15 protein-coding genes and 1 other RNA gene are annotated in these 19,884 nt (G+C 48.3%); 9 read left to right on the forward strand and 7 right to left on the reverse strand.

The window, feature by feature from the left end:
• Window positions 1–42: 42 nt before the first annotated feature.
• From H6F52_RS17100 to ilvD, 3 genes are all read right to left on the reverse strand, one after another.
• Window positions 43–642, reverse strand: a complete 600-nt coding sequence (locus tag H6F52_RS17100; RefSeq protein ID WP_190536195.1) for a hypothetical protein — start codon at window positions 640–642, stop codon at window positions 43–45.
• The gene (locus tag H6F52_RS17105) at window positions 632–1,963 is read right to left on the reverse strand and encodes a cytochrome P450 (protein WP_190536196.1); all 1,332 of its coding nucleotides are present in this window, start codon (window positions 1,961–1,963) and stop codon (window positions 632–634) included. The genes H6F52_RS17100 and H6F52_RS17105 overlap by 11 nt, the downstream gene beginning before the upstream one ends.
• A gap of 109 nt (window positions 1,964–2,072) precedes the next feature.
• Window positions 2,073–3,758 (reverse strand): dihydroxy-acid dehydratase, encoded by a 1,686-nt coding sequence (gene ilvD, locus H6F52_RS17110; RefSeq protein ID WP_190536197.1) that lies wholly within the window; start codon window positions 3,756–3,758, stop codon window positions 2,073–2,075.
• Window positions 3,759–4,420: 662 nt separating this feature from the next.
• Here ilvD and H6F52_RS17115 point away from each other — a divergent pair.
• The 3 genes from H6F52_RS17115 to H6F52_RS17125 all read left to right on the forward strand — a co-directional run bounded on the left by H6F52_RS17115 (window position 4,421) and on the right by H6F52_RS17125 (window position 6,200).
• Window positions 4,421–4,612, forward strand: a complete 192-nt coding sequence (locus H6F52_RS17115; protein ID WP_190412807.1) for a hypothetical protein — start codon at window positions 4,421–4,423, stop codon at window positions 4,610–4,612.
• Window positions 4,599–5,435: a pentapeptide repeat-containing protein gene (locus H6F52_RS17120; protein WP_190412806.1), complete on the forward strand. Its 837-nt coding sequence runs from the start codon at window positions 4,599–4,601 to the stop codon at window positions 5,433–5,435. The genes H6F52_RS17115 and H6F52_RS17120 overlap by 14 nt, the downstream gene beginning before the upstream one ends.
• Before the next feature lie 168 nt (window positions 5,436–5,603).
• On the forward strand, window positions 5,604–6,200 hold the full coding sequence (locus H6F52_RS17125; protein ID WP_190412805.1) for a pentapeptide repeat-containing protein: 597 nt from the start codon (window positions 5,604–5,606) through the stop codon (window positions 6,198–6,200).
• Window positions 6,201–6,493: 293 nt separating this feature from the next.
• On the opposite strand, the gene H6F52_RS17130 is transcribed toward H6F52_RS17125, so the two are convergent.
• From H6F52_RS17130 to H6F52_RS17140, 3 genes are all read right to left on the reverse strand, one after another.
• Complete coding sequence (locus H6F52_RS17130) at window positions 6,494–6,880, reverse strand: CAAD domain-containing protein (RefSeq protein ID WP_347275920.1); 387 nt, start codon at window positions 6,878–6,880, stop codon at window positions 6,494–6,496.
• A 421-nt stretch (window positions 6,881–7,301) separates the two neighbouring features.
• Window positions 7,302–8,360 carry a tetratricopeptide repeat protein gene (locus H6F52_RS17135; protein ID WP_190536198.1) on the reverse strand — a complete coding sequence of 353 codons (1,059 nt, stop codon included), beginning with the start codon at window positions 8,358–8,360 and terminating at the stop codon, window positions 7,302–7,304.
• Window positions 8,361–8,624: 264 nt separating this feature from the next.
• Window positions 8,625–9,503: a 6-carboxytetrahydropterin synthase gene (locus H6F52_RS17140; RefSeq protein ID WP_190536199.1), complete on the reverse strand. Its 879-nt coding sequence runs from the start codon at window positions 9,501–9,503 to the stop codon at window positions 8,625–8,627.
• A gap of 176 nt (window positions 9,504–9,679) precedes the next feature.
• Between H6F52_RS17140 and rnpB the strand changes: the two genes are divergently transcribed.
• From rnpB to H6F52_RS17160, 4 genes are all read left to right on the forward strand, one after another.
• An RNA gene (gene rnpB, locus H6F52_RS17145) (RNase P RNA component class A) lies at window positions 9,680–10,095 on the forward strand.
• A 414-nt stretch (window positions 10,096–10,509) separates the two neighbouring features.
• On the forward strand, window positions 10,510–11,919 hold the full coding sequence (locus H6F52_RS17150; protein WP_190429667.1) for a DICT sensory domain-containing protein: 1,410 nt from the start codon (window positions 10,510–10,512) through the stop codon (window positions 11,917–11,919).
• On the forward strand, window positions 11,855–12,484 hold the full coding sequence (rnc, locus tag H6F52_RS17155) for a ribonuclease III (RefSeq protein WP_190429694.1): 630 nt from the start codon (window positions 11,855–11,857) through the stop codon (window positions 12,482–12,484). Before H6F52_RS17150 ends, rnc begins: the two co-directional genes overlap by 65 nt.
• Window positions 12,485–12,574: 90 nt before the next feature.
• On the forward strand, window positions 12,575–13,657 hold the full coding sequence (locus H6F52_RS17160; RefSeq protein ID WP_190536200.1) for a Gfo/Idh/MocA family oxidoreductase: 1,083 nt from the start codon (window positions 12,575–12,577) through the stop codon (window positions 13,655–13,657).
• 178 nt (window positions 13,658–13,835) lie between these two features.
• On the opposite strand, the gene H6F52_RS17165 is transcribed toward H6F52_RS17160, so the two are convergent.
• Window positions 13,836–16,007, reverse strand: coding sequence for a sensor histidine kinase (locus H6F52_RS17165; protein WP_190536201.1), 2,172 nt, complete (start codon window positions 16,005–16,007; stop codon window positions 13,836–13,838).
• Between the two features lie 263 nt (window positions 16,008–16,270).
• Here H6F52_RS17165 and H6F52_RS17170 point away from each other — a divergent pair, with 263 nt between their 5' ends.
• Window positions 16,271–16,963 carry a RibD family protein gene (locus tag H6F52_RS17170; protein ID WP_190429670.1) on the forward strand — a complete coding sequence of 231 codons (693 nt, stop codon included), beginning with the start codon at window positions 16,271–16,273 and terminating at the stop codon, window positions 16,961–16,963.
• A gap of 444 nt (window positions 16,964–17,407) precedes the next feature.
• Window positions 17,408–19,561 (forward strand): iron uptake porin, encoded by a 2,154-nt coding sequence (locus H6F52_RS17175; RefSeq protein ID WP_347276226.1) that lies wholly within the window; start codon window positions 17,408–17,410, stop codon window positions 19,559–19,561.
• Window positions 19,562–19,884 lie beyond the last annotated feature (323 nt).

The following is a 19,884-nucleotide window of genomic DNA, read 5'->3' on the forward strand; positions in this document are numbered from 1 at the left end:
TAAAGCCTTCATAAATGACTTCACGATTTTTCAATCCTCCTTTCAAACTTCTATATCAACTTTGTCTGAAGCGAGGAGAGCTGCTACTTCTTGTAACAGCTCGTTCTGCTCTTGTTGAATTGCTTCTAGTCTAGAGGCAATCTCTGCTAGTCGTTGCTGTTGCTCTTGCTGAGTTGGTGGAGAATTTGAATCCGGTAAAGCTGGGATTTCAGCGTTCTTAGCACCCGTTAACTGTTTGAAAGCTAAGCCTCCAAACTTGGAGATTGATTGAAAACTAACTCCAAATAAGAGCTGAATTAGCTTAAAAGGAGCTTTCAATATTGATAAGCTAGTTGTTTCAATTAAGCGACCGACAGCTTTGATTAAGCTCCCTGCGATCGCTATCGCAAACAACAAAATAACTAAGCTGACAATTGGGTGATTCGTCGCCCAGATGAATATCTGAAGTAGCCGCAAGACGGAGGGGTGAGCTTGCAGCCACTCATTGATAGAAGAAGCGATCGCTGTTTGAATTGGATTAGACATAACACCACCAGAGGTAAACGCTTTTTGCTGCGTTTGTTCGTATAGAGCCTTTGGTTCCTCAATTGTGATGTTATCGTTTTCCCGAACAAGTGCGATCGCGTCACTCCTATTTTTCACATAGCACTTGCAACGGTTGAAACCGAACCCGCAGCCTATCTCTTGGGTGGCTGGTGGGAATCTCTACTGAATCAAGGCGTTGATTCGGTAATAGTTCCCATTGATAACTGCGTAGTAAGTGGGCGGCTACAATTTTCATCTCCATTTTCGCAAATGCTATCCCAATACAAATTCGTGGCCCACCACCGAAACCAATTAAACTAAAGGGACGCTGCTTGTGTTCTTGCCGTTGGGGGCTGAAGCGGTCTGGATCGAAACGTTCTGGTTCGGGGTAAACCGTTGATAGTCGATGAGTCCCGATAATCGAATACACCGCCTGCCACCCAGATGGAACTTGAAAGCCATTAAACTCAAATGGTTTGACGACACCGCGAAAACCACCCCCGACGGGCTGATGCAGTCGTTCAATTTCGCAGAGAATTTGCTCTAGATAGGGCATTTGCCCCAATTGTTCTAAATTCACCCCTCCCCTAGCCGCAAGCTGCTGCTGTTCTTCCCTGGCGCGTTGCAGCACCTCTGGGTGATGGGCTAACTCCAGGCACAACCAAGTCAGCATCGAAGTGGTCGTTTCATGCCCAGCGAAGAGTAACAGCATTGCTTGGGCGCGGATTTCCTTTTCGCTCATGCCGTTACCGTCTTCATCCTTAGCTTGTAATAAAAGGCTGAGAACGTCTTTAGTCGGATGTTGCTGGCGATCGCGTACCACGTTGCCCAAATGCTCTAAGATTTCGTTACGGGCCGCGATCGCTTTCCCAAACTGCGTAAACGGTAAAGGCAGCGGATTGATGGCAAACAGCCCATTCGTTAGTCTTGTAAACAACTGGCTCAACCGTACCGCTTCTGGCCCCGGATTCGTACCCAGCAATAATTGACTAGCAATATCAAACGTTAGCAGTTTGAACTCATCAAACCAGGTAAATTCCTGTTTCTGCTGCCATTTTTCGAGATAGCTTTGCGTAATCGACTCCATTGTGGCAACGTAGTTTCCTAACGCTGCGCCATGCAAAGCTGGCATCATCAGGCGGCGATTTCTCCGATGCTCCTCGCCATCTTGCACAAATAGTGATTCGCCCAGCAGCATTTTAAAATTGTTGGGCCACCCTTCGCGCCACGAGAAACAATCCATGTGGCTGGAGAGAACAAATTCAGCTGCCTCTGGCCCCACCATAAAAACCGTAGGTTTGCCAATAACATGACTCTTAAAGATAGAGCCATATTGCTGATAGCGCTTTTCGATAAATTTGGGGTCGAACACAAACGCGAGTGTTTCGCCAAGCACCGGCAACCCCATCCTACCAGGAGGAAGTTTATCGCTGTTCATTATTGTTAATCTGCGTTAAAAGTTATAAAAAAATGAAGTATAAAGAGAAACTTCAGGGTTCTTCTTTTATACTTCATTTTTTGGTTTATCTAACAGTTAAAGACTGTTTTCAACCTAAATCTAAATCCGTCACGGCACCGACACTGCTAGAAGAAACTAACTTGGCATATTTTGCCAGTACGCCAGTTGTATAACGCGGTTTAGGCGGTTGCCAAGCAGCGCGACGACGCTCTAGCTCTTCATCGGGTACATGAAGGTGTAACAGGCGATCGCGTGCATCAATTGTAATCGTATCGCCTTCTTCCACGAGAGCGATCGCGCCTCCTACAGCCGCCTCTGGGGCTACGTGACCGACAACCATGCCGTAAGTCCCACCAGAGAAGCGTCCATCGGTAATCAAGCCAACAGCATCCCCTAATCCCGCACCAATCAGGGCAGAAGTGGGAGCCAGCATTTCTCGCATTCCAGGGCCACCCTTGGGACCTTCGTAGCGAATCACTAGGACATCTCCACGGTTGATCTTGCCAGCCAGAATGGCTGCTAAAGAAGCTTCTTCAGATTCGAACACCCGCGCTGGGCCGGTTATTGAAGGGGTTTTGACGCCGGTAATTTTGGCGACAGCCCCTTCCGTTGCCAGATTGCCTCTCAGGATAGCTAGGTGCCCTTGAGCATACATCGGGTTATCCCAGGGACGGATAACATCTTGGTCAGCACGGGGCTGTTCTGGGACATCTGCCAAGACTTCAGCAATGGTTTGTCCGGTGATGGTCAGGGCGTCCCCATGTAGCAAATCGTGTACCAGGAGCATCTTCATCACCTGGGGAATTCCACCGGCTTTGTGGAGGTCAGTGGCGACATACTGACCGCTAGGCTTGAGGTCGCACAAAACTGGAACGCGGGCGCGAATGGTTTCAAAATCATCCAGGGATAATTCGACCCCAATCGTATGAGCGATCGCGAGTAAGTGCAGCACGGCATTCGTAGAACCGCCCACTGCCATAATTACAGAAATGGCATTCTCAAACGCTTTTCGGGTAACAATCTGTCGCGGTAAAAGTTGTTTTTTAATTGCCTCTACTAGGACAAAAGCAGATTTCTCAGCACTTTCTGCTTTTTCAGCATCTTCTGCTGCCATTGTGGAAGAATAAGGCAAGCTCATCCCCATCGCTTCAAAAGCGGAAGACATTGTATTGGCAGTGTACATTCCGCCGCAAGAACCGGCACCCGGACAAGCCTTGCGTTCTACTTGCAGCAACTCATCCGTGTCTATTTTTCCGGCACTGTGTTGCCCCACCGCTTCAAAAGCACTCACAACCGTCAAATCGCGCCCGTTGTGATGTCCCGGTTTAATCGTACCGCCATACACGAAAATAGCCGGAATATTCATCCGAGCGATCGCAATCATGGCTCCGGGCATATTCTTATCGCAGCCCCCAATTGCCAGGACTCCATCCATACTCTGCCCATTGCAGGCAGTCTCAATCGAATCGGCGATGACTTCCCGCGACACCAGGGAATACTTCATCCCTTCGGTGCCCATCGAAATGCCGTCGCTGATGGTAATCGTGCCGAACATCTGAGGCATCGCCCCAGCCACCTTGGCTCCAGCTTCAGCCCGTTTCGCTAAATCATTTAACCCCATATTGCAGGGGGTAATGGTGCTGTACCCATTGGCAATTCCCACAATGGGTTTCGTAAAATCCTCATCTCCAAAACCAACAGCACGTAACATAGCCCGGTTGGGCGATCGCTGTACGCCTTGGGTGACGACTTGGCTTCTCAAATTCTCCGGCATTCTCTGTCCTTAAGATTGCTTTTCGGTGGATCGGCTATTCTCTTTGCAGGTTTGGTGTTTGAGAGAAGGTCTCCCCATATAACTAGATTACAGGAATCTTCTTGTCAAAGAGCTACCCGCTGACAGCTACCAGGTGGCAGCTATTTTGTAACAATTAGAGTTAATTGAGCGGAGTTGAGCGCTCAAGTTAGGAATAAGATTCAGTAGCTAGAGATTAACCTCTAGTTCTCATGATTATTTAGGAGTTTCCAGCCTTGTAAATCTTTGATAGAAAATGCGCGAACTAACAAGTCAGCGCTAGGCTAACGCCTCGCTTCGCTGTTTTCATGCCCAAAGGGCTGTACGCTATTGCCACCCCTCCGCCAAAATTCTAGGCGCGGTGAAGCATAGTGACTTTATCCCACACTTAACCTTACGGTTATAGTGTAAGCTTTCTCAACCTCACGGCTACTGGTTCTAGTATCCAACAGGCAAACTCGCTCAAGCATCTACACTGACTGAATGTCCAACGATTAAACTGACCCAGGCTCCAAACGCGAGTTCTACCGTTTTTGAATCCCGCTCGAAGTGAAGGATCTAAACAAATGTTCGCTCTACCTGTGTACCCAGGAGGTTTTACGCACTCAAGGGTTAGGGAGTGTCGCCTCCTGCTTCAATGTGTCATGGTTCTGTGTCGATCCCAATCGTCGATTAGAACCTTTATTTTTGGCTTTGAGCGTCTGTCATCCCACCCTTGGGCAGTTGGCATAGACTGCGATCGCTATTTTCCTGCCACTCTAGGAGAGGGGTTGAACCCCATCCCTAACGACTGTAGCGGCAGTACCCTGAAGGGAGGTCTAGATGGATGCCGATGAACTGAAACGTCTCTACGCAGCAGGCGAACGAGATTTTCGAGAGGTAAGTCTGCGAAGAGCAGACCTGATGGGAATTGACCTGAGCGAAGCGAACCTGCGGGGAGCAGACCTGCGCGAAGCAAATCTAATTGGGGCATACCTAATCGGAGTCAACCTACGGGAGGCAAATCTCAATGGAGCGGTTCTCCGCGCCAATCTCAGCGAGGCAAATCTTATCGGCGCTAGCCTGATTGACGCCAACCTGAGCGAAGCGATTTTAACTGAAGCGAGTTTACGAGCTGCCAATCTCAGCGGAGCTAACCTCGCCGGAGCTAACCTGAGTCACGCTCTTTTGAGCGAGACTATTCTCCGCGATGCCAATCTGACTGGAGCCAAACTAATTGATGCACCCTTAAGTCGAAGCAACTTGACGAATGCTACGTTGATTGGAGCTGTGCTGGAAGGTGCAAACTTAACGAATGCCATTCTAATTGGAGCCAACCTGGAGAAAGCCAACTTAGCGAACGCTGTTTTAAATGGAGCCAGTGCAATTGGAGCAAATCTCACGCAAGCAGACTTGAGCCGCGCCAAGATGAGCGGAACCAATCTGACAAATGTCATCTTAATTAAAGCCAATCTGAGGGGAGCAAATGTAAGTTGGGCGACTCTGCGAGGAGCGAATCTCACCGGAGCTAACTTGTACAGGTCAAAACTATGCTGGTCAAACCTGACTGGGGCAATTCTCACTGAAGCGGTTCTCATTGACGCTAACCTAAATCGGGTCAATTTCCGTGACGCCGATATGACTGGTGCCATCATGCCTAATGCAGCTACGCACGAGTAGCGAAGTGACAAGTCAGCCCTAAACTAACGCCTTGCTTCGCTGTTTTCATGCCCAAAGGGCTGTACGCGATCGCCAGCCAGATTTTAGATTGGCAATTCATGGAAAATCAATCTAAAATCCAAAATTCCTAAGTCCACGCTAACTGGAAGCAATTTAGAGGCAATAGAAATGGATGGGGATGAGGTTTTAACACGATATGCTGCTGGAGAACGGGATTTCCAGAAGTTAGATTTGAAGGCGGCAAATCTGGAAGGAGCGAACCTACGCCAGGTCGATTTCAGCGAGACGATTCTGGAGGGAGTTAACCTAGCCGGAGCCAACCTGCGGGGGGTGAACCTAACAGGTGCCGATCTGAGTGGAGCAAACTTGAGTCGTGCTGATCTCACGGGTGCCGATCTCACGGGTGCTGACTTGATCGGAACCAATTTTGATAAAGCCAGACTGATTGGAACAAGGCTTGTTAAAACCGAACCGATTGGTGCTGAGCTAACTGGAGCGAACTTAACTGGCGCAAATCTAACTGGCGCAGATATGAGAAGGGCAAACTTGAGCTACGCCAACCTCAGCGATGCAATCTTGTGTGAAGCCAATCTGACTAGCGCCCTCCTCATTGGAGTAAATCTGAATAGAACCGACTTAATTAAGGCAAATTTGAGTCAAGCCGACTTAAGTGAAACTGATTTGAACGGAGCCGATTTAAGTGGAGCGGAATTGAGCGGGACAATTATGCCAGTTGAACACTTTACACCCAGCGAGAGCAAATGAGCCGCGATCGCTGGTAAATTCAACGATCAAATCCCACGATCGCGCCAAACTTAGTGGTAGAGATGCAATTCCTGCCAGTCTTCTACAATCTAGAAGCTAAAATCCAAAATGATATTTTGGATTCGACTCGCTTAAAAATATCATGTGATGGGCACACGCGCTTTCTACCAGTATTAAGAAATTTACAACTAAAATTATTAGGGGCAGTCACTAGTGTGCTACCCCTAAGTCAGAAAATCAGAGACGCAGGGCAACAATGCTGTGCGGAAATGAGCTATGCGGAAATGAGAAATTTACGAGTTATTGGAATCCCCGCCGACAACTTGCGACTTGAGAGCTTTAAACTCCTCGGACAACTCCTGACGATTAGAAGCTCGGAGTAAGTAGCGGTACACAAACCAGGCTGAGTAGCCAATTCCTACCAGTTCAAAGGTCGGCGCTAGCAGAGGAATATCATTAAGCGCATCCAGAACCGCCAGTGTCACCTTCACGGTAATGATGCCAGCTAATATTAGACCTAGAGTGGTCAAGGGGCGCTGGTACTCTGAGAAGAACTCACCTAAGTATTCGGGTAGTTCTGCGAAAAATGCGGAAATTTGTTCTCCAATTTGCTGCCACTTTTCCGTTGATTGGGTGGCTGGGGGTAGAGCTGCCAATTCGCCTGGGGCGTCAACTCTCATTTCTACCTGGGTTTTTTCGGTCTCTGGAGCGGAATAATCAGTTTGCATGGTGTCCATATCCTCCATATCGTTGTTTTAGGTACGATTGTGTATCGTTTAGGCAAGATAGCTGGGTACAATTGCGGGGTGAATTCCTCTTGCTCATATTATCAGACACCCCAAGACCACTTCGCTGAGTCCAGAATTTTCCGGTTAAAACTTAGTGATAATCGGGCGAGCGGTCTCCATGCATCTCCCAAAAGCGGGACGTAGCTAGAGAAAATGAAAAATTAAAAATCAAGAAACTTTTTAGTTCAATCTACGCTGTACGGATATATATTAGAAACCAAAGCTGAAAAGCTTACTAGATAAGCTTTTCGGGCGCACCTAAGCTCTCGGCAATACATAGATTGCCTTATAAACTTTTATTTTTAATTAAATGCTATTGGTCGTATTCCATCACTTTGGCGTAATCGCCCAAAGCATAGCAAGCAACTCGGAGGCTTCCCAGAGCCTGCCCTTCGACTCGGCTGTCTTGGAGGATTCGCGCTATCCTTAAGCGTTGTTCATAGTAGTCAATTGCTTTAGCGTAGTTGCTTAATGCCTCGTAAGCCACTCCTAAATGCGAAAGTGCCTGCTCTTGGGAGCGGAGGTCATCCGTTGCCGAAGCGATCGCTAGGCGTTGCTCTCCATAGTCAATCGCCGCAGAGTAGTCCCCGATTGCGTAGCAGGCGTTCCCCAGATTTCTCAGAATCTGTACCTCAATACGGTGATCTCCAGTCTGCTGCACGAGTGCTAAACGCTGCTTATAGTAGGCGATCGCTTTGACATAGTCGCCCAAAGCGTAGCAAGCATTTCCCAAATTTCTCAGGATCTGACCCTCTGCCTCTTGGTCTTGGAGTTCCCGCGCCACTATTAAACTTTGATGCTGGTATTCAATTGCCGCTGAGTAGTCTCCCAGTGCCTTGTAAGCTAGTCCAAGATTATTCAGCGCCGCCACTTCTGCACTCAAGTCTTTCAGTTCCCGCACGACTAGCAGACTTTGTTGCTGAAACTCAATGGCTTTGGCATGGTTGCCTAAGTGACGGTAGGCATTGCCGATATTTCCCAGCGCTTGACTTTCCAATCGCTGATCGTTGATACTTTGGGCGATCGCTAAACTTTGCCCAGAATACTCAACCGCTTTGGCAAAATTTCCCAAGGCATAGTACACTAGCCCCAAATTGCCGAGCGTTCTTCCTTGTCCTCGCTGGTCTTGAAGTTCGCCGTAGACCGTGAGTGCTTGATGAAAGGATAGTCGTGACGCCTCGAAATGACCGTTTTGGTGCTGCTGGGCACCTTGCTCCAGCAGTCGATCGGCTTCTCCCTTGGTGTAATTATCGGTTTTTGGCTGATGCTGGCTATGAGCGCTAATATCTGTAGAAGGAACAACAGTGATGCGTTCCTCCTCAGGTAGGTCGCCCTCTTGTTGGCTGTTGTGATGGTTAACGCGGCGATCCATATATTTTTCTCAACACCTTGATTCGCTTAGCACCGACTTGCGGTATAAGGCTAGGTCGTCTCTTTTTAGTGTTCCCGGATCGGCTGGTTAAGCTCTCATGCTTTGAACAAATTTTTCAAAAAACTTTACAATTTATCGCTTTAGGCGTTGGAATGCAACCCTTGCTTGCCACTGGACGAACGCTGCTTAGGATTCGGTAGACGCAAATCGATAGCGGGTTTGTTCCCGAAATTTTCTAAAAACTTGCGCCTCCCGGCTAAAACATCAAGTAGATACAGGCGTTAGAGAGCGATCGCTCTGTTGAATTCCCGCTAAGTTTTGAGCGGTTTCGCTACAGTATACTTCACACGAATTATTCGGACTTTCAACCAGTTTTACCTTATACAACTTTGCCCCTAATTCCCGGATAGGCTCTTGCAGAAGATTCCGGATATGAATGGCAATATTCTCAGCGGTGGGAACAACTTGGGCAAAATAGGCGATATCCTTGTTCAGGAAAGTATGGTCAAACGGCTCAAGCACATAATCTTCCACTACCTTGTTTAAGGCTCCTAAATCCACAATCATGCCCGTGCGCGGATCAATTTCGCCTTGAACTGTTACTTCCAAGTGGTAGTTGTGCCCGTGACCGTTGGGACGAGCGCATTTGCCATAAATCTCGCAGTTCTCTTCGTAACTGAGGTTCGGATGAGCCAGTCTGTGAGCAGCGCTAAAGTGGGTACCAATTGTCAGATAAGCTTCCATTCCGTTTCCTTGATAGTCAGCCCAGAGTTCGGGATGTTCAAATAATTGAATATTTACCAACGGTAAATGAGGTGCTAGACGCTGCCAAATGGTTCGCGCGATGTTTTCTGTAGTGGGCAGGGTTTGTTGAAATTCCGACCACACATCGTTGAGATAACAGAAGTCTAGCTGACTGGTGACTTCCTGTTTGATCACCCGTTTGACTTCAGACAAGTTTTGCACCATGCCATACTCATCCAGATCCCCGGCAAGGGAGACAAACAAAACGTAGTTGTGTCCGTGTCCGGGCGACTGAGTGCAGCGACCAAACGCTTGTATATTCTCCGCTTGACTCAGTTCTGGCAGCCAATAACGGTGGCTCGCCGAAAACTGAGCGCGGCGGTTGATGATGCATCTCATAAGTCCAGTAACCAGCAGAATTATTAAGTTACGTAAATCATTCCCTTTATTCAGGATAATCGAAATTTAGGCGGGGATCTCCAATCTTTCTTGAAAAACTGCATCGGCAAAGTGAGAATTCAAAAGCGAAGATTCGCTCTCTAAAGCTCTTGAATATGCCACACTGAAGAACGGGAGAGAGTAGGCGCAGGTGGTTGCAGATTTGCCGTTTGTGCGAGTCTGAGGAAAGTCCGGGCTCCCGAAAGACCAAACTTGCTGGGTAACGCCCAGTGCGGGCGACCGTGAGGATAGTGCCACAGAAAGATACCGCCGGGATAATTAAACATTAAAAATGCAAAATGAAGAATTTTTAATGTTTAATTATCCCGGTAAGGGTGCAAAGGTGCGGTAAGAGCGCACCAGCAGCGTCGAGAGGCGCTGGCTCGGTAAACCCCGGTTGGGAGCAAGGTAGGGAATCACGGTTGGTCTTTTTCCGATTCCGTTTTAAAACCGCTTGAGGCGTCTGGTAACAGGCGTCCCAGATAGATAACCGCCCTTCCAGCGGCACTGCTGCTGTGGAGAACAGAACCCGGCTTATGACCGACTCTCTCCCTTAAATTGCTTTACTGTTGTGAACAAGAGCTAGAGAGGCGAGGGTGAGTCTAGCTCGAGAAACTCTCCGGCTCAACAGGCATTTGAAAAATTGGGTAAATTGAGCGATCGCCTATCGAGTCTTCCCGGCAAAACAGGACGAGCAAAGCCCAGTGTTAGTTGGCGATCGCGATCGCGCTAGTAGAGGCTGCAAGGACGAGCGGTCGGAAAAGTAATCCTTTTCTCAGGCTAAATCAATTTAATTAATAAATTCAGTGAAGCTTCATGTAAAAATGAGCTTGTTTTTCTCTTGATGCAGTCACAAAAGTCAAGACTTCAAGAAATTTTGCATAGCCACCCGTAACATTTAGCGGTAATCTGTCTGCCAGAAGCGATATTTACACGATTTTGAACTCTTGTTAATCAGGGTGGCTTAGTGGACATATCATTGTTCCGCTCGATTGCGAACCAATACCAAGAATTGCGCGGTATTCACACGATCGCAACGATGAACGTTATCGGCGATCTCCTCGAAGATCAGTTGCTCAACCACAAACTTCCGGTTGATTTGTTTGCTGGCTTCCAGCGTTTCTCTCACTTCCTCGAACATCTCCGTAGATATAGTTACTTAGGTGAGGTATGTCGGCGGGTCTTTATATTTGGTGTTCCCGACGTTCATCCCCCCGAAATTCCGGGAATCGAATTTATTGGGCTTGAGCCTAACTCAGCCTTGTCCAGGGAGCGGTTTTGGCTGGTTGATACCCCCGATTTCTGGACGGCGGTATTGACTCAAGCTGTGGAAGGGCCAGAGCGCAACAGCAGTAGTCAAAGCTTTGATGGGCTGTGGTCTTACGATGAAGAAGTAGTGGCGCGGGTTTCGTTGCTGATGTCCCAAGTCATGGGGACGTTTTACCAGCCGATCCGAACGCGAAACTACGTTCAGCAAAGTGCCCACATTGCCGAAATTAATGGACGGTTGCTGGGACGGCTTAAAGAAGCCGAACTCACGAGTCACCGCCGTTGGGTGCAGCTTTCTACCTTGCATAAATTTTCCACGGCTCTATCGCAGTATCAACCTTTGCCCTGTATATTGCGAGATGCGGTGCAGATATTATTTACCAATTTTGGTGCCGCCGATGCTGTCATCGCTCTCAACTTGAACAATGACAATTTTATGGTTGTTTCCGCAGCAGGCAACATCAGCACCAACAAACCAATTGTCGGAATTAGCGATGGAGCTAGCGGTAAAGCAATCAGTGAGGGTAGATTGATTTATGTTGAAGATGTGCGCCAGAATGGTTTGATGGAACCCCTGATGCCCACAGCTCAAACGCTAATGGCAGCCCCGTTGCAAGGTCGTCGTCGCGTTTACGGTGTTGTGACAGTTGGTGGTAGAGAACCGAAGCAATGGAATGAGGAAGACGGTCAGACTGTGATGGCGATCGCTAAAATGCTGGCGGTACTCATCGAACAGAAGACCCAGCTCAGCGGGGATGTCGTGTTACAACTCAGACGTGCCAAACACTTAGAGCAGACAATCTCCAAGTTGCGTCAACCCATCGCCCGCCTGCGCGATTTGCAGCAAAAACTCCGGGAAGAAGTCCACCTCTTACCAATTCAACGAGAACTGATGGCTCAGGTTGAGGCGCTATTCAGTGATGTTGCAAAAATGATTGGGGTTCCCCTAAGTCCAACGCATTCCCATGAATCTCAGCTATCCTCCTCGTCAAAAGCAGCTGCAAAGTCTGATCCAAAAGTTAGGGCTTCCACCGCAGGTACCAGTGCAGTGGTCGCTCCTCAACTTAGCGCTCACCCACCCCACAATTTCGACAACGGCGAACTATGAGCAATTGGAGTTCTTGGGGGATGCGGTAGTGCGGATGGCGGCTTCTGAATTTTTATGGGAAGTTTATCCTGATTGTTCTGTGGGTGAATTTTCGGCAATTCGGAAGGTACTGGTGAGCGATCGCACCTTAGCCGGTATTGCAGATAGTTACGGACTAGATCGCTACCTGTTAATTTCTGAAAGTGCAGCAGGTGACAAAGCAGGTCTTACCTCGCGGTTGGCAGACGCCTTTGAAGCGGTGTTGGGTGCCCTGTACCTGAGTACGCATACCTTAGAACTAGTGCGTCCGTGGCTAGATTCTCATTTTAAACAACTGGCATCCGAAATTCGGACAGACCCAGCCTACCAAAACTACAAGGACGCCCTCCAGGAATGGACGCAAGGTCATTACCAAATACTGCCAGAATATCGAGTCGAGGAAACCAGACGAATTCACGGCGATCCAGAACGTTTTACCGCCGAGGTTTGGCTGCAAGGGCGTCGATTGGGTCAAGGCAAGGGACATTCTAAAAAAGCTGCCGAACAAGCTGCGGCGAGGGAAGCTTTTTTAGCCATTAGCAATTAGCCTAGTTCATGGCTAATTTGAAGACTGGTTAATGGGGAATGACAAAGAACAATTAGCCAGTCTTTAATGAACAACGAACAATAAACAACGATGAAAACTGGAATTGCTGTGTTGGGGGCTGGACGCTGGGGTGTACATCTCGTGCGGAATTTCCTAGAGCATCCTCAATCCCGCTTGGTCGCGGTATTAGACCCGAAGCAGGAGCGCTTGGAAGCACTTCGAGAACGGTTTAAGTTAGATGACAGCGTGCGGCTAACAACCGAATGGTCCCAGGTGCAGCAGATGCCGGAAGTCGAGGCAGTTGCGATCGCAACCCCAGCCACGACACACTACACCTTGATCGCCGACGCTCTCCGGCAAGGCTATCACGTCTTATCAGAAAAACCACTCACCCTCGATCCGTCTGAATCCTTGGAACTGTGCCGATTAGCAGAACAACAGCACCGGCAACTCTTCGTAGACCACACCTATTTGTTTCACCCAGCGGTTGAACGCGGTAAAACCGCTGTCCAATCTGGAATTCTCGGAGATTTGCGCTATGGCTACGCCACCCGTACCCATCTAGGCCCTGTGCGCCAGGATGTTGATGCACTCTGGGACTTAGCCATCCACGATATTAATATTTTCAACAATTGGCTTCAGGCAACGCCAACTCAGGTGCAAGCCAGCGGCACCGTTTTTTTGCACCAAGAAGCCGGAATGAAAGATGAAGTCAATTCTCAGACTCCTCCCTCATCCCTGATTCTTCATCCTTTAAGAGACCTTGTTTGGGCGACACTCACCTACCCTAGCGGCTTTCAAGCCTTTATCCACCTGTGCTGGCTGAATCCTGACAAACAGCGTCGCCTGTGCGTGGTGGGGAGTGAGGGAACTTTGATTTTTGATGAGTTACAAGCAGAAGCACCGCTAACTATTCAGCATGGACGCTTTGAAAATACCAGTGCTGGCCCTTATACTCCCGCCAATCAAAGCCGGGAAGTATTGAGCATAGAACCGGGCGAACCTTTAGGGCGAGTTTGCGATCGCTTTTTGAGCTGTATCCACCAGAACCAATCTTCAGAGATTTCTTCGGGATGGGTGGGTGCCCAGCTGGTACAGATTCTTCGATGTCTGAGCGAATCTTTACAACAGGGAGGACTGACGGTTACAGTTCCCCAGTCCGTGAAAAATTAAAGCTTCTTCAATTTTTCCTCTTTCAAGGCGATCGCGAAATCTTACGTTTCCCTGTATGTAAACAGAGAGATTGAGAAAGAGTCTGAGGTAAATTTTCACCATTGAGATGCCTTCTATAAACCCCTCCTCGTTAACGAGGAGTGGGTTTCATTCCGCAGTCAAACAGATAGCTGAATTCTTAATTTTTTGCCGCATTCGTAGACTCAAGAGTTGGCAACACTGAAGTATCAATCATGGGCACGGCAATCTCCACAGTTGTGCCCAGACCAGCTCCTGCACTTGATAGCGTAATGCTACCTCCCATCAGTTCCATTAAGTTCCGAGAAATTGCGAGTCCCAGACCTGTGCCGCCAAATTTCCGAGTCGTCGTGCCATCAATCATGACAAAGGGGCGAAAGAGCTTATGCTGTTGATTCGGATCAATACCAATCCCTGTATCGTGAACTGTTACAACAACACGCGCAGAAGGGACGAGACGCTCTTTGAGAGAGTTCGTAGTTCCTGTTAGAAGGCTTCGAGAAATGTTAGAAGCTCCATTCGAGATGCTAGAGGCATCTTCTCCTCTAACTTCTTGCCCATTGCCCACAGATGCCGCCGCCTGGATTTTTGTTTGTTCTTCATGACTCACTGTCGCGGCTTGAGCGACCCCATTCGATAAATGAGAGCTAGGAGGGACAGAATTCCCCACTGCCTGTTCTTTGCCATAACTAGTCTCTATCCGGGTGGTAATCGTAACGCTGCCTTTTTCAGTAAATTTAGTCGCATTGCCAACCACATTTAGCAGCACCTGCTTGAGTTTTGCGGGGTCAGTACGAACAGGAATCGATTCTGGCAAATCTGGCGTATTAAACTGCAAACCTTTTTGCTGAATCGGAACAGCCTGTAAATCAATCACTTCCTTAAGCAACTTTCGCAGATCGACTGCCTCCATAACGACGGAAAGCTTACCCGCTTCAATTTTGGCAATATCCAGAACGTCATTGATGATTCCCAGGAGGTGAATCGCTGCATCATCCGCTCGCTGTAAGAAATCCATCTCTTCTTCGCGGTCATCGCAGCAGTCATCGCGTACCAGGCGAATGCAACCAATGATGGCATTCAAGGGAGTTCTTAGTTCGTGAGAAGTATTCGCTAGAAACTCATTTTTCAGCTGATTCGCTGCTTGTGCTTCTTTCCAGGCTGTTTCGATTTCTTCTGCCCATGCTTTCAGTCGCTCCACCATATTATCGAGGGCTTCCGATAATTGATTGAATTCCCGGATTTTGAAGTTTTGAGGAACTCGATCTGTAGAGTGAAAGTGCCCTTTCGACCCAGCGTAGTCTCTCAATTGCTCCAATGGCAGCGCCAGTTCGCGAGAGATATACAGCGTTGCCAGCAGGCTAGCGGCGATTAAGCCAAATGTCAGAATCACCAACACCTGTTGAATTTCTTTTAGACCCGATAAGGCACTATCTAAGCGAGTGACGGCTAAGATAACCCACTGGCGATCTGGCTGGTTGCTAATCGGGCTGAGAATTGGGGTATACCCTGCGAGTAATTCCACACCGTTTTTCTCGAAAGAAAACAAGTGCAGAAAATCATTTCTACCCGCGATCGCGTTTTTCATGACCGTTTCGAGCCTTTCCCCATCTGCCTCCTGCTTAATATTTCTTCCAACTCGCTGGGTAATCGGATGCGCCAAAATGGTTCCATCCTGGTCAATCACCACTGGATAGCCACTCAGAGACCCTGGTTTGGCACGCTCTTGTTTCAGTAGAGCTGATTGGACACTCAGGGCATAACGCAGAGAACCCGTGCTGTCATAAACAGGCGCACTGAAAATCAATCTTAGTTGGCTTTTTGGGCTGGGTTGATTCTCTTTAACAGTTGAATTCAGGGGGGAGGTGCCTGGAAGCAGCGATTTCACCTGCACCTTGGAAGTATCTAACAGTAATTCCTGTTGCTGCTGGGGCCAGTGACTTGCATCTAGCGTACTGATGGGTTTCTCCCCACAAGTGCTGGCAGCAATGTTTCCCGTCTCAACGTTGATGAGTTGAATGCACTGGACTTGCGTTGGCAATTGTTGGGCGAGTTGGTTTAAAAATTTTTGATGCGCTTCGGGCGATCGCGATTGCAGTACGACTGCTTCACTTGCAGTCACTAAGTTGGCAGAGAGCGCTTTAATTGACTCGCTCATGCTCTCTCCTTTTCTCACTGCACTTTCGGTAAGATTTTGGCGAGCGGTTTCCAGTATGCTAGATCGTGCTTTTCTGTAGGTTACATACACCCCCATCAGCAGTACCGGGACGCTCAAAAGCAAAATGCGTGACAGCAGGATGCGACGGAAGGAGGATTGACCCGGCTTAGCCATAGGACTTCTCTAATTTGAGGTGTAAAACCCAATAGCAAGAATTCTCAAAAATCACCCCATCAGAGTGGGGGTATTGATTAGCCTACTTTTTTCTGGGTTAATCGTGTTGGTAGAGCGATACTGTTTGACAGATCCATTCCATCCTAGAACGGTTCCAGATCCTCGTATACTCTGGAAAGGTTGACTTTGTGGAATCTCTACACTAATTCCCGTAATATAAGCAATTCTTAAACTTTAATTAAATATTTGAGCGACCAGCAGCGATGACGGGATTTGTCTGGAAACGCCCTTCTACGACAGTTGTTTTGGCAATGAGTGCCGATGGCAAGATTGCGGATATTCGTCGCGATCGCGCCCGATTTTCGTCTCCAGCGGATCTGGCGCACCTGGAAAAACAGATTGCCCAAGCGGACGGAGTTTTATTTGGCGCAGGGACTCTCCGCGCTTACGGTACGACGCTGAGCGTCACGAATCCCGATTTGCTCCGCTGGCGACAACAGAGAGGGCGATCGCTCCAACCAGTCCAAATTGTTTGCTCTCAATCAGCCAATCTAGATCCGCAATGGCGCTTTTTTCGTCAACCCATACCTCGGTGGTTACTTACAGGAGAGGCAGGTGCCAAGCGCTGGCAAGGATGCTCAGAATTTGAGCGGGTTCTAGAAGTGGAGGCAACGACCGATGGAATTAGCTGGATTGCTGCTTTTCAACAGCTCTGGGAGCTAGGCTTGGAACATCTCGCTGTCCTAGGAGGTGGGGAACTCGTAGGTGCTTTAGTGGCGGCTGATTTAATCGATGAATTCTGGTTCACGGTTTGTCCGTTAATTTTAGGAGGAGCGACAGCACCGACGCCAGTAGAAGGTTCTGGATTTTTGGCAGATTTTGCACCTAGGCTGGAACTCTTGTCAGTCGAGTCGATTGAGCAAGAAGTTTTTCTACACTACCGGCGGCAGCGTTAGTTGAATTTGGTAATTTGTAGATAAAACTTGACAATTATTTGCACAATCTCTATTGCACGAACGAAACAGAAATGATGTTGAAAATCGCTCGGACACTCATTGTTAGGATTTATAAACTAATTTGACCCAGAAGAAGCGATCGCGCCTGTTTCGGCTGTGTTCATCTGAGATCGCACACTTGTCTGAGATGACCTTGAGTAATTAGGCGGGGAGTATCAAACCTCCGTGTATAAAAATTGCTTCTCCGTTAATCCCTAGGAGCAATTTTTTGTCAGCGATTATAAAAAAAAAGAAACTCAGCCAGGAACTTTCCTTTTGGGTAAACGTCACCTGCCAACCTCAATCCCTAACAAATGAAAAGGAATCCAAAGCGTTAGTAGCGACTGACACAATATTGTTGTAAAATTTCAGCAAGTATGGTGTGTTTTGAGGAGTTTTAGACCCGTGAAATCCCAGTGGAGAATAGAGAAAACAGCATCCTCAGCGCTAGTGTTTACAGCCTTTGGCTTACTAGCAGTTAGCCTCTCCCCGGCGATTGCAGCCACCGATATCGACCCAACCACAGCTGCTGAGGCAGTCCAGTCTTCAACTCAGGGATTCTCGACATCTACAGATTTAGCGACAGGAACGGATGTAACCAAGGCAAAAACGACAGCAAATTCGCTGGCGGCAGCTGCATCCGAGGGAACACTCGCATCGGCGAATGTACTGCCAGAACTAAAAGCATCGCCAACGGAACCGGCAGCAAGTTCGCCTAGTTTAGCGGCAACTCAAGAATCTGCCACTGCGGTAAATTTAACCCCCCCAACTGAAACAAGCCAGTTGCAACCGGCAGCTAGCTTACCAAAATTTTCGACTACAAAGTCTCCTATCTTGTCTGCTAGCCGTCGCAGCTTGGATGCATCTTCCACTACATCTGCAACAACAAAAGAGGCTCGCACTCTTGTAGACGCAGCAACTGTTAGCAATCCCAACACCCTGCAAGCTCAAGCGCTGCCCTCTGAAGAGGCTAGCGAACAAATGCTTCCACCGGGCGATCCTTTGGAAATGGGAAACCCAGAGGACATGGAAGCCAACCCATTGGATCAAGTCACCAATGTGTCCCAGTTGAGCGATGTGGAACCAAGCGACTGGGCTTACGAAGCATTGCGAAGTCTTGTAGAGCGTTACGGCTGTATTGCAGGCTATCCTGATGGCACTTTTCGCGGCAACCGGGCACTCAGTCGCTATGAATTTGCCGCAGGGGTAAATGCCTGTCTTCAGCAAATTGAGAAATTAATTGCCGCTAGTTCGGCTGATGCAGCTACCGAAGCGGATTTAGAAACCCTGCGACGACTCGTTGATGAGTTTGGGCCGGAACTGGCGACCCTACGGACGCGGGTAGATAATCTGGAAGGTCGTACCGCCTTCTTGGAAAGCCATCAGTTCTCAACCACGACGAAGCTATTTGGACAGGCAGTCGTCGGCGTTCAGGGACGCAATGAGAATGAATTTGAGTTGTTCCTGAACCGAAAATCAACTGGGAACCGATTAGAAGACCAGAATACAAATCCCAACGTCATTAGCAACGTCCAGTTGAGTTTGTTCACCCAGTTCAGTCCTCGCAGCCTGCTGCTGACTGGATTGCAAGCGGGTTCTGGAAATTCGGGACCTCGTTTGCTCAACAACGATATGGTCTTCTTGGGATATGAAGGAGACACCGGGAACGACATTGTACTGAGCGACCTCACTTATCGTCAGTTAATCGGTAATAATTTTGCCTTCATCATCGGTCCGGAAGGGGTCAACCCAGTGAACGTTTTCCGGGGAGCAAACCGCGTAGAAAGTGCCGGTCAAGGGCCACTTTCCCGCTTTGCTCAACGCAACCCAATTATTAATACCGGGGGACGTGGAGGCTTAGGCTTTGACTGGCAAGTCAATCCACGGATCAGTTTACAAGGCGTCTACTCTGCCAGCAGACCCGCAGATGCTTTTCGTGGGGGTATCGGCGGTGGACAAGATGGAGAAACCGCAGCTGGCTTGCAGTTAGTCGTATCGCCCCTAGATACGCTTGATATTGGTCTGCAATACATCAACTCCTACTCTCCGTTTGGAAGATTGGGGACTGGCGTTGGCGACGATTTGGTTCTCCTCCCGACTCCGGCAGGCAGAGGGCCAATTAATACGAATGCTTTTGGTGCCAGTTTAGAATTCCGAGCAACGCCCAACATTACAATTGGCGGTTGGGGCGGCTACACGACTTCTGACGCGCAAGGAATATCCGGAAATGTAGAAACATTCAACTGGATGGCTTACCTGAATTTCCCCGATCTGCTTGGTGAAGGCAACCTCGGCGGTATTTATGTCGGTCAGCCACCCAAAATTACCAGTAGTGACCTGCCAATTGGAAGAAACTACCCTGATTTTATTAGTGAGGGTGGCTTTGGAGATGAAGGCGGTCAGCCAGGAAGTACAACTCACGTAGAAGCTTTCTACCGCTTCCGGGTTTCTGAGAATATCACGGTTACGCCAGGGGTGATCGTATTATTTAATCCGCTTCACAACCAGGACAACGACACAATCACAATCGGTGCCATCCGAACCACTTTTACTTTCTAAAAGTGGGCTGAAAAATAGCGATCGCTTTGTCAGGGAGATTCATTCAAGGATCTCCCTGATAATTTTATAAAAACATTACAAATAACTTCGTAAGTAATTTCAACGCAAACCTCGCAACAGCCGAAAATAGAACAATTTTTTAAGTGTATTTACGTATATAAAACGGGTAAATAACTTTACAAAAACTTTGCAAAAAACTGGGAACTCGTTGAGAAACCAAACAGTCATTTATCCAAACACGGGCACAAGCAAAGCCAAGCAAGTATGACCTAGTTCTACTTAATGCTAGTCACACTTGCCCTAATGCTTATTCAATCAGGATG

This window comes from Coleofasciculus sp. FACHB-542 (assembly GCF_014695825.1).
In the GTDB taxonomy this organism is placed as follows: Bacteria; Cyanobacteriota; Cyanobacteriia; order Cyanobacteriales; family FACHB-T130; genus FACHB-T130.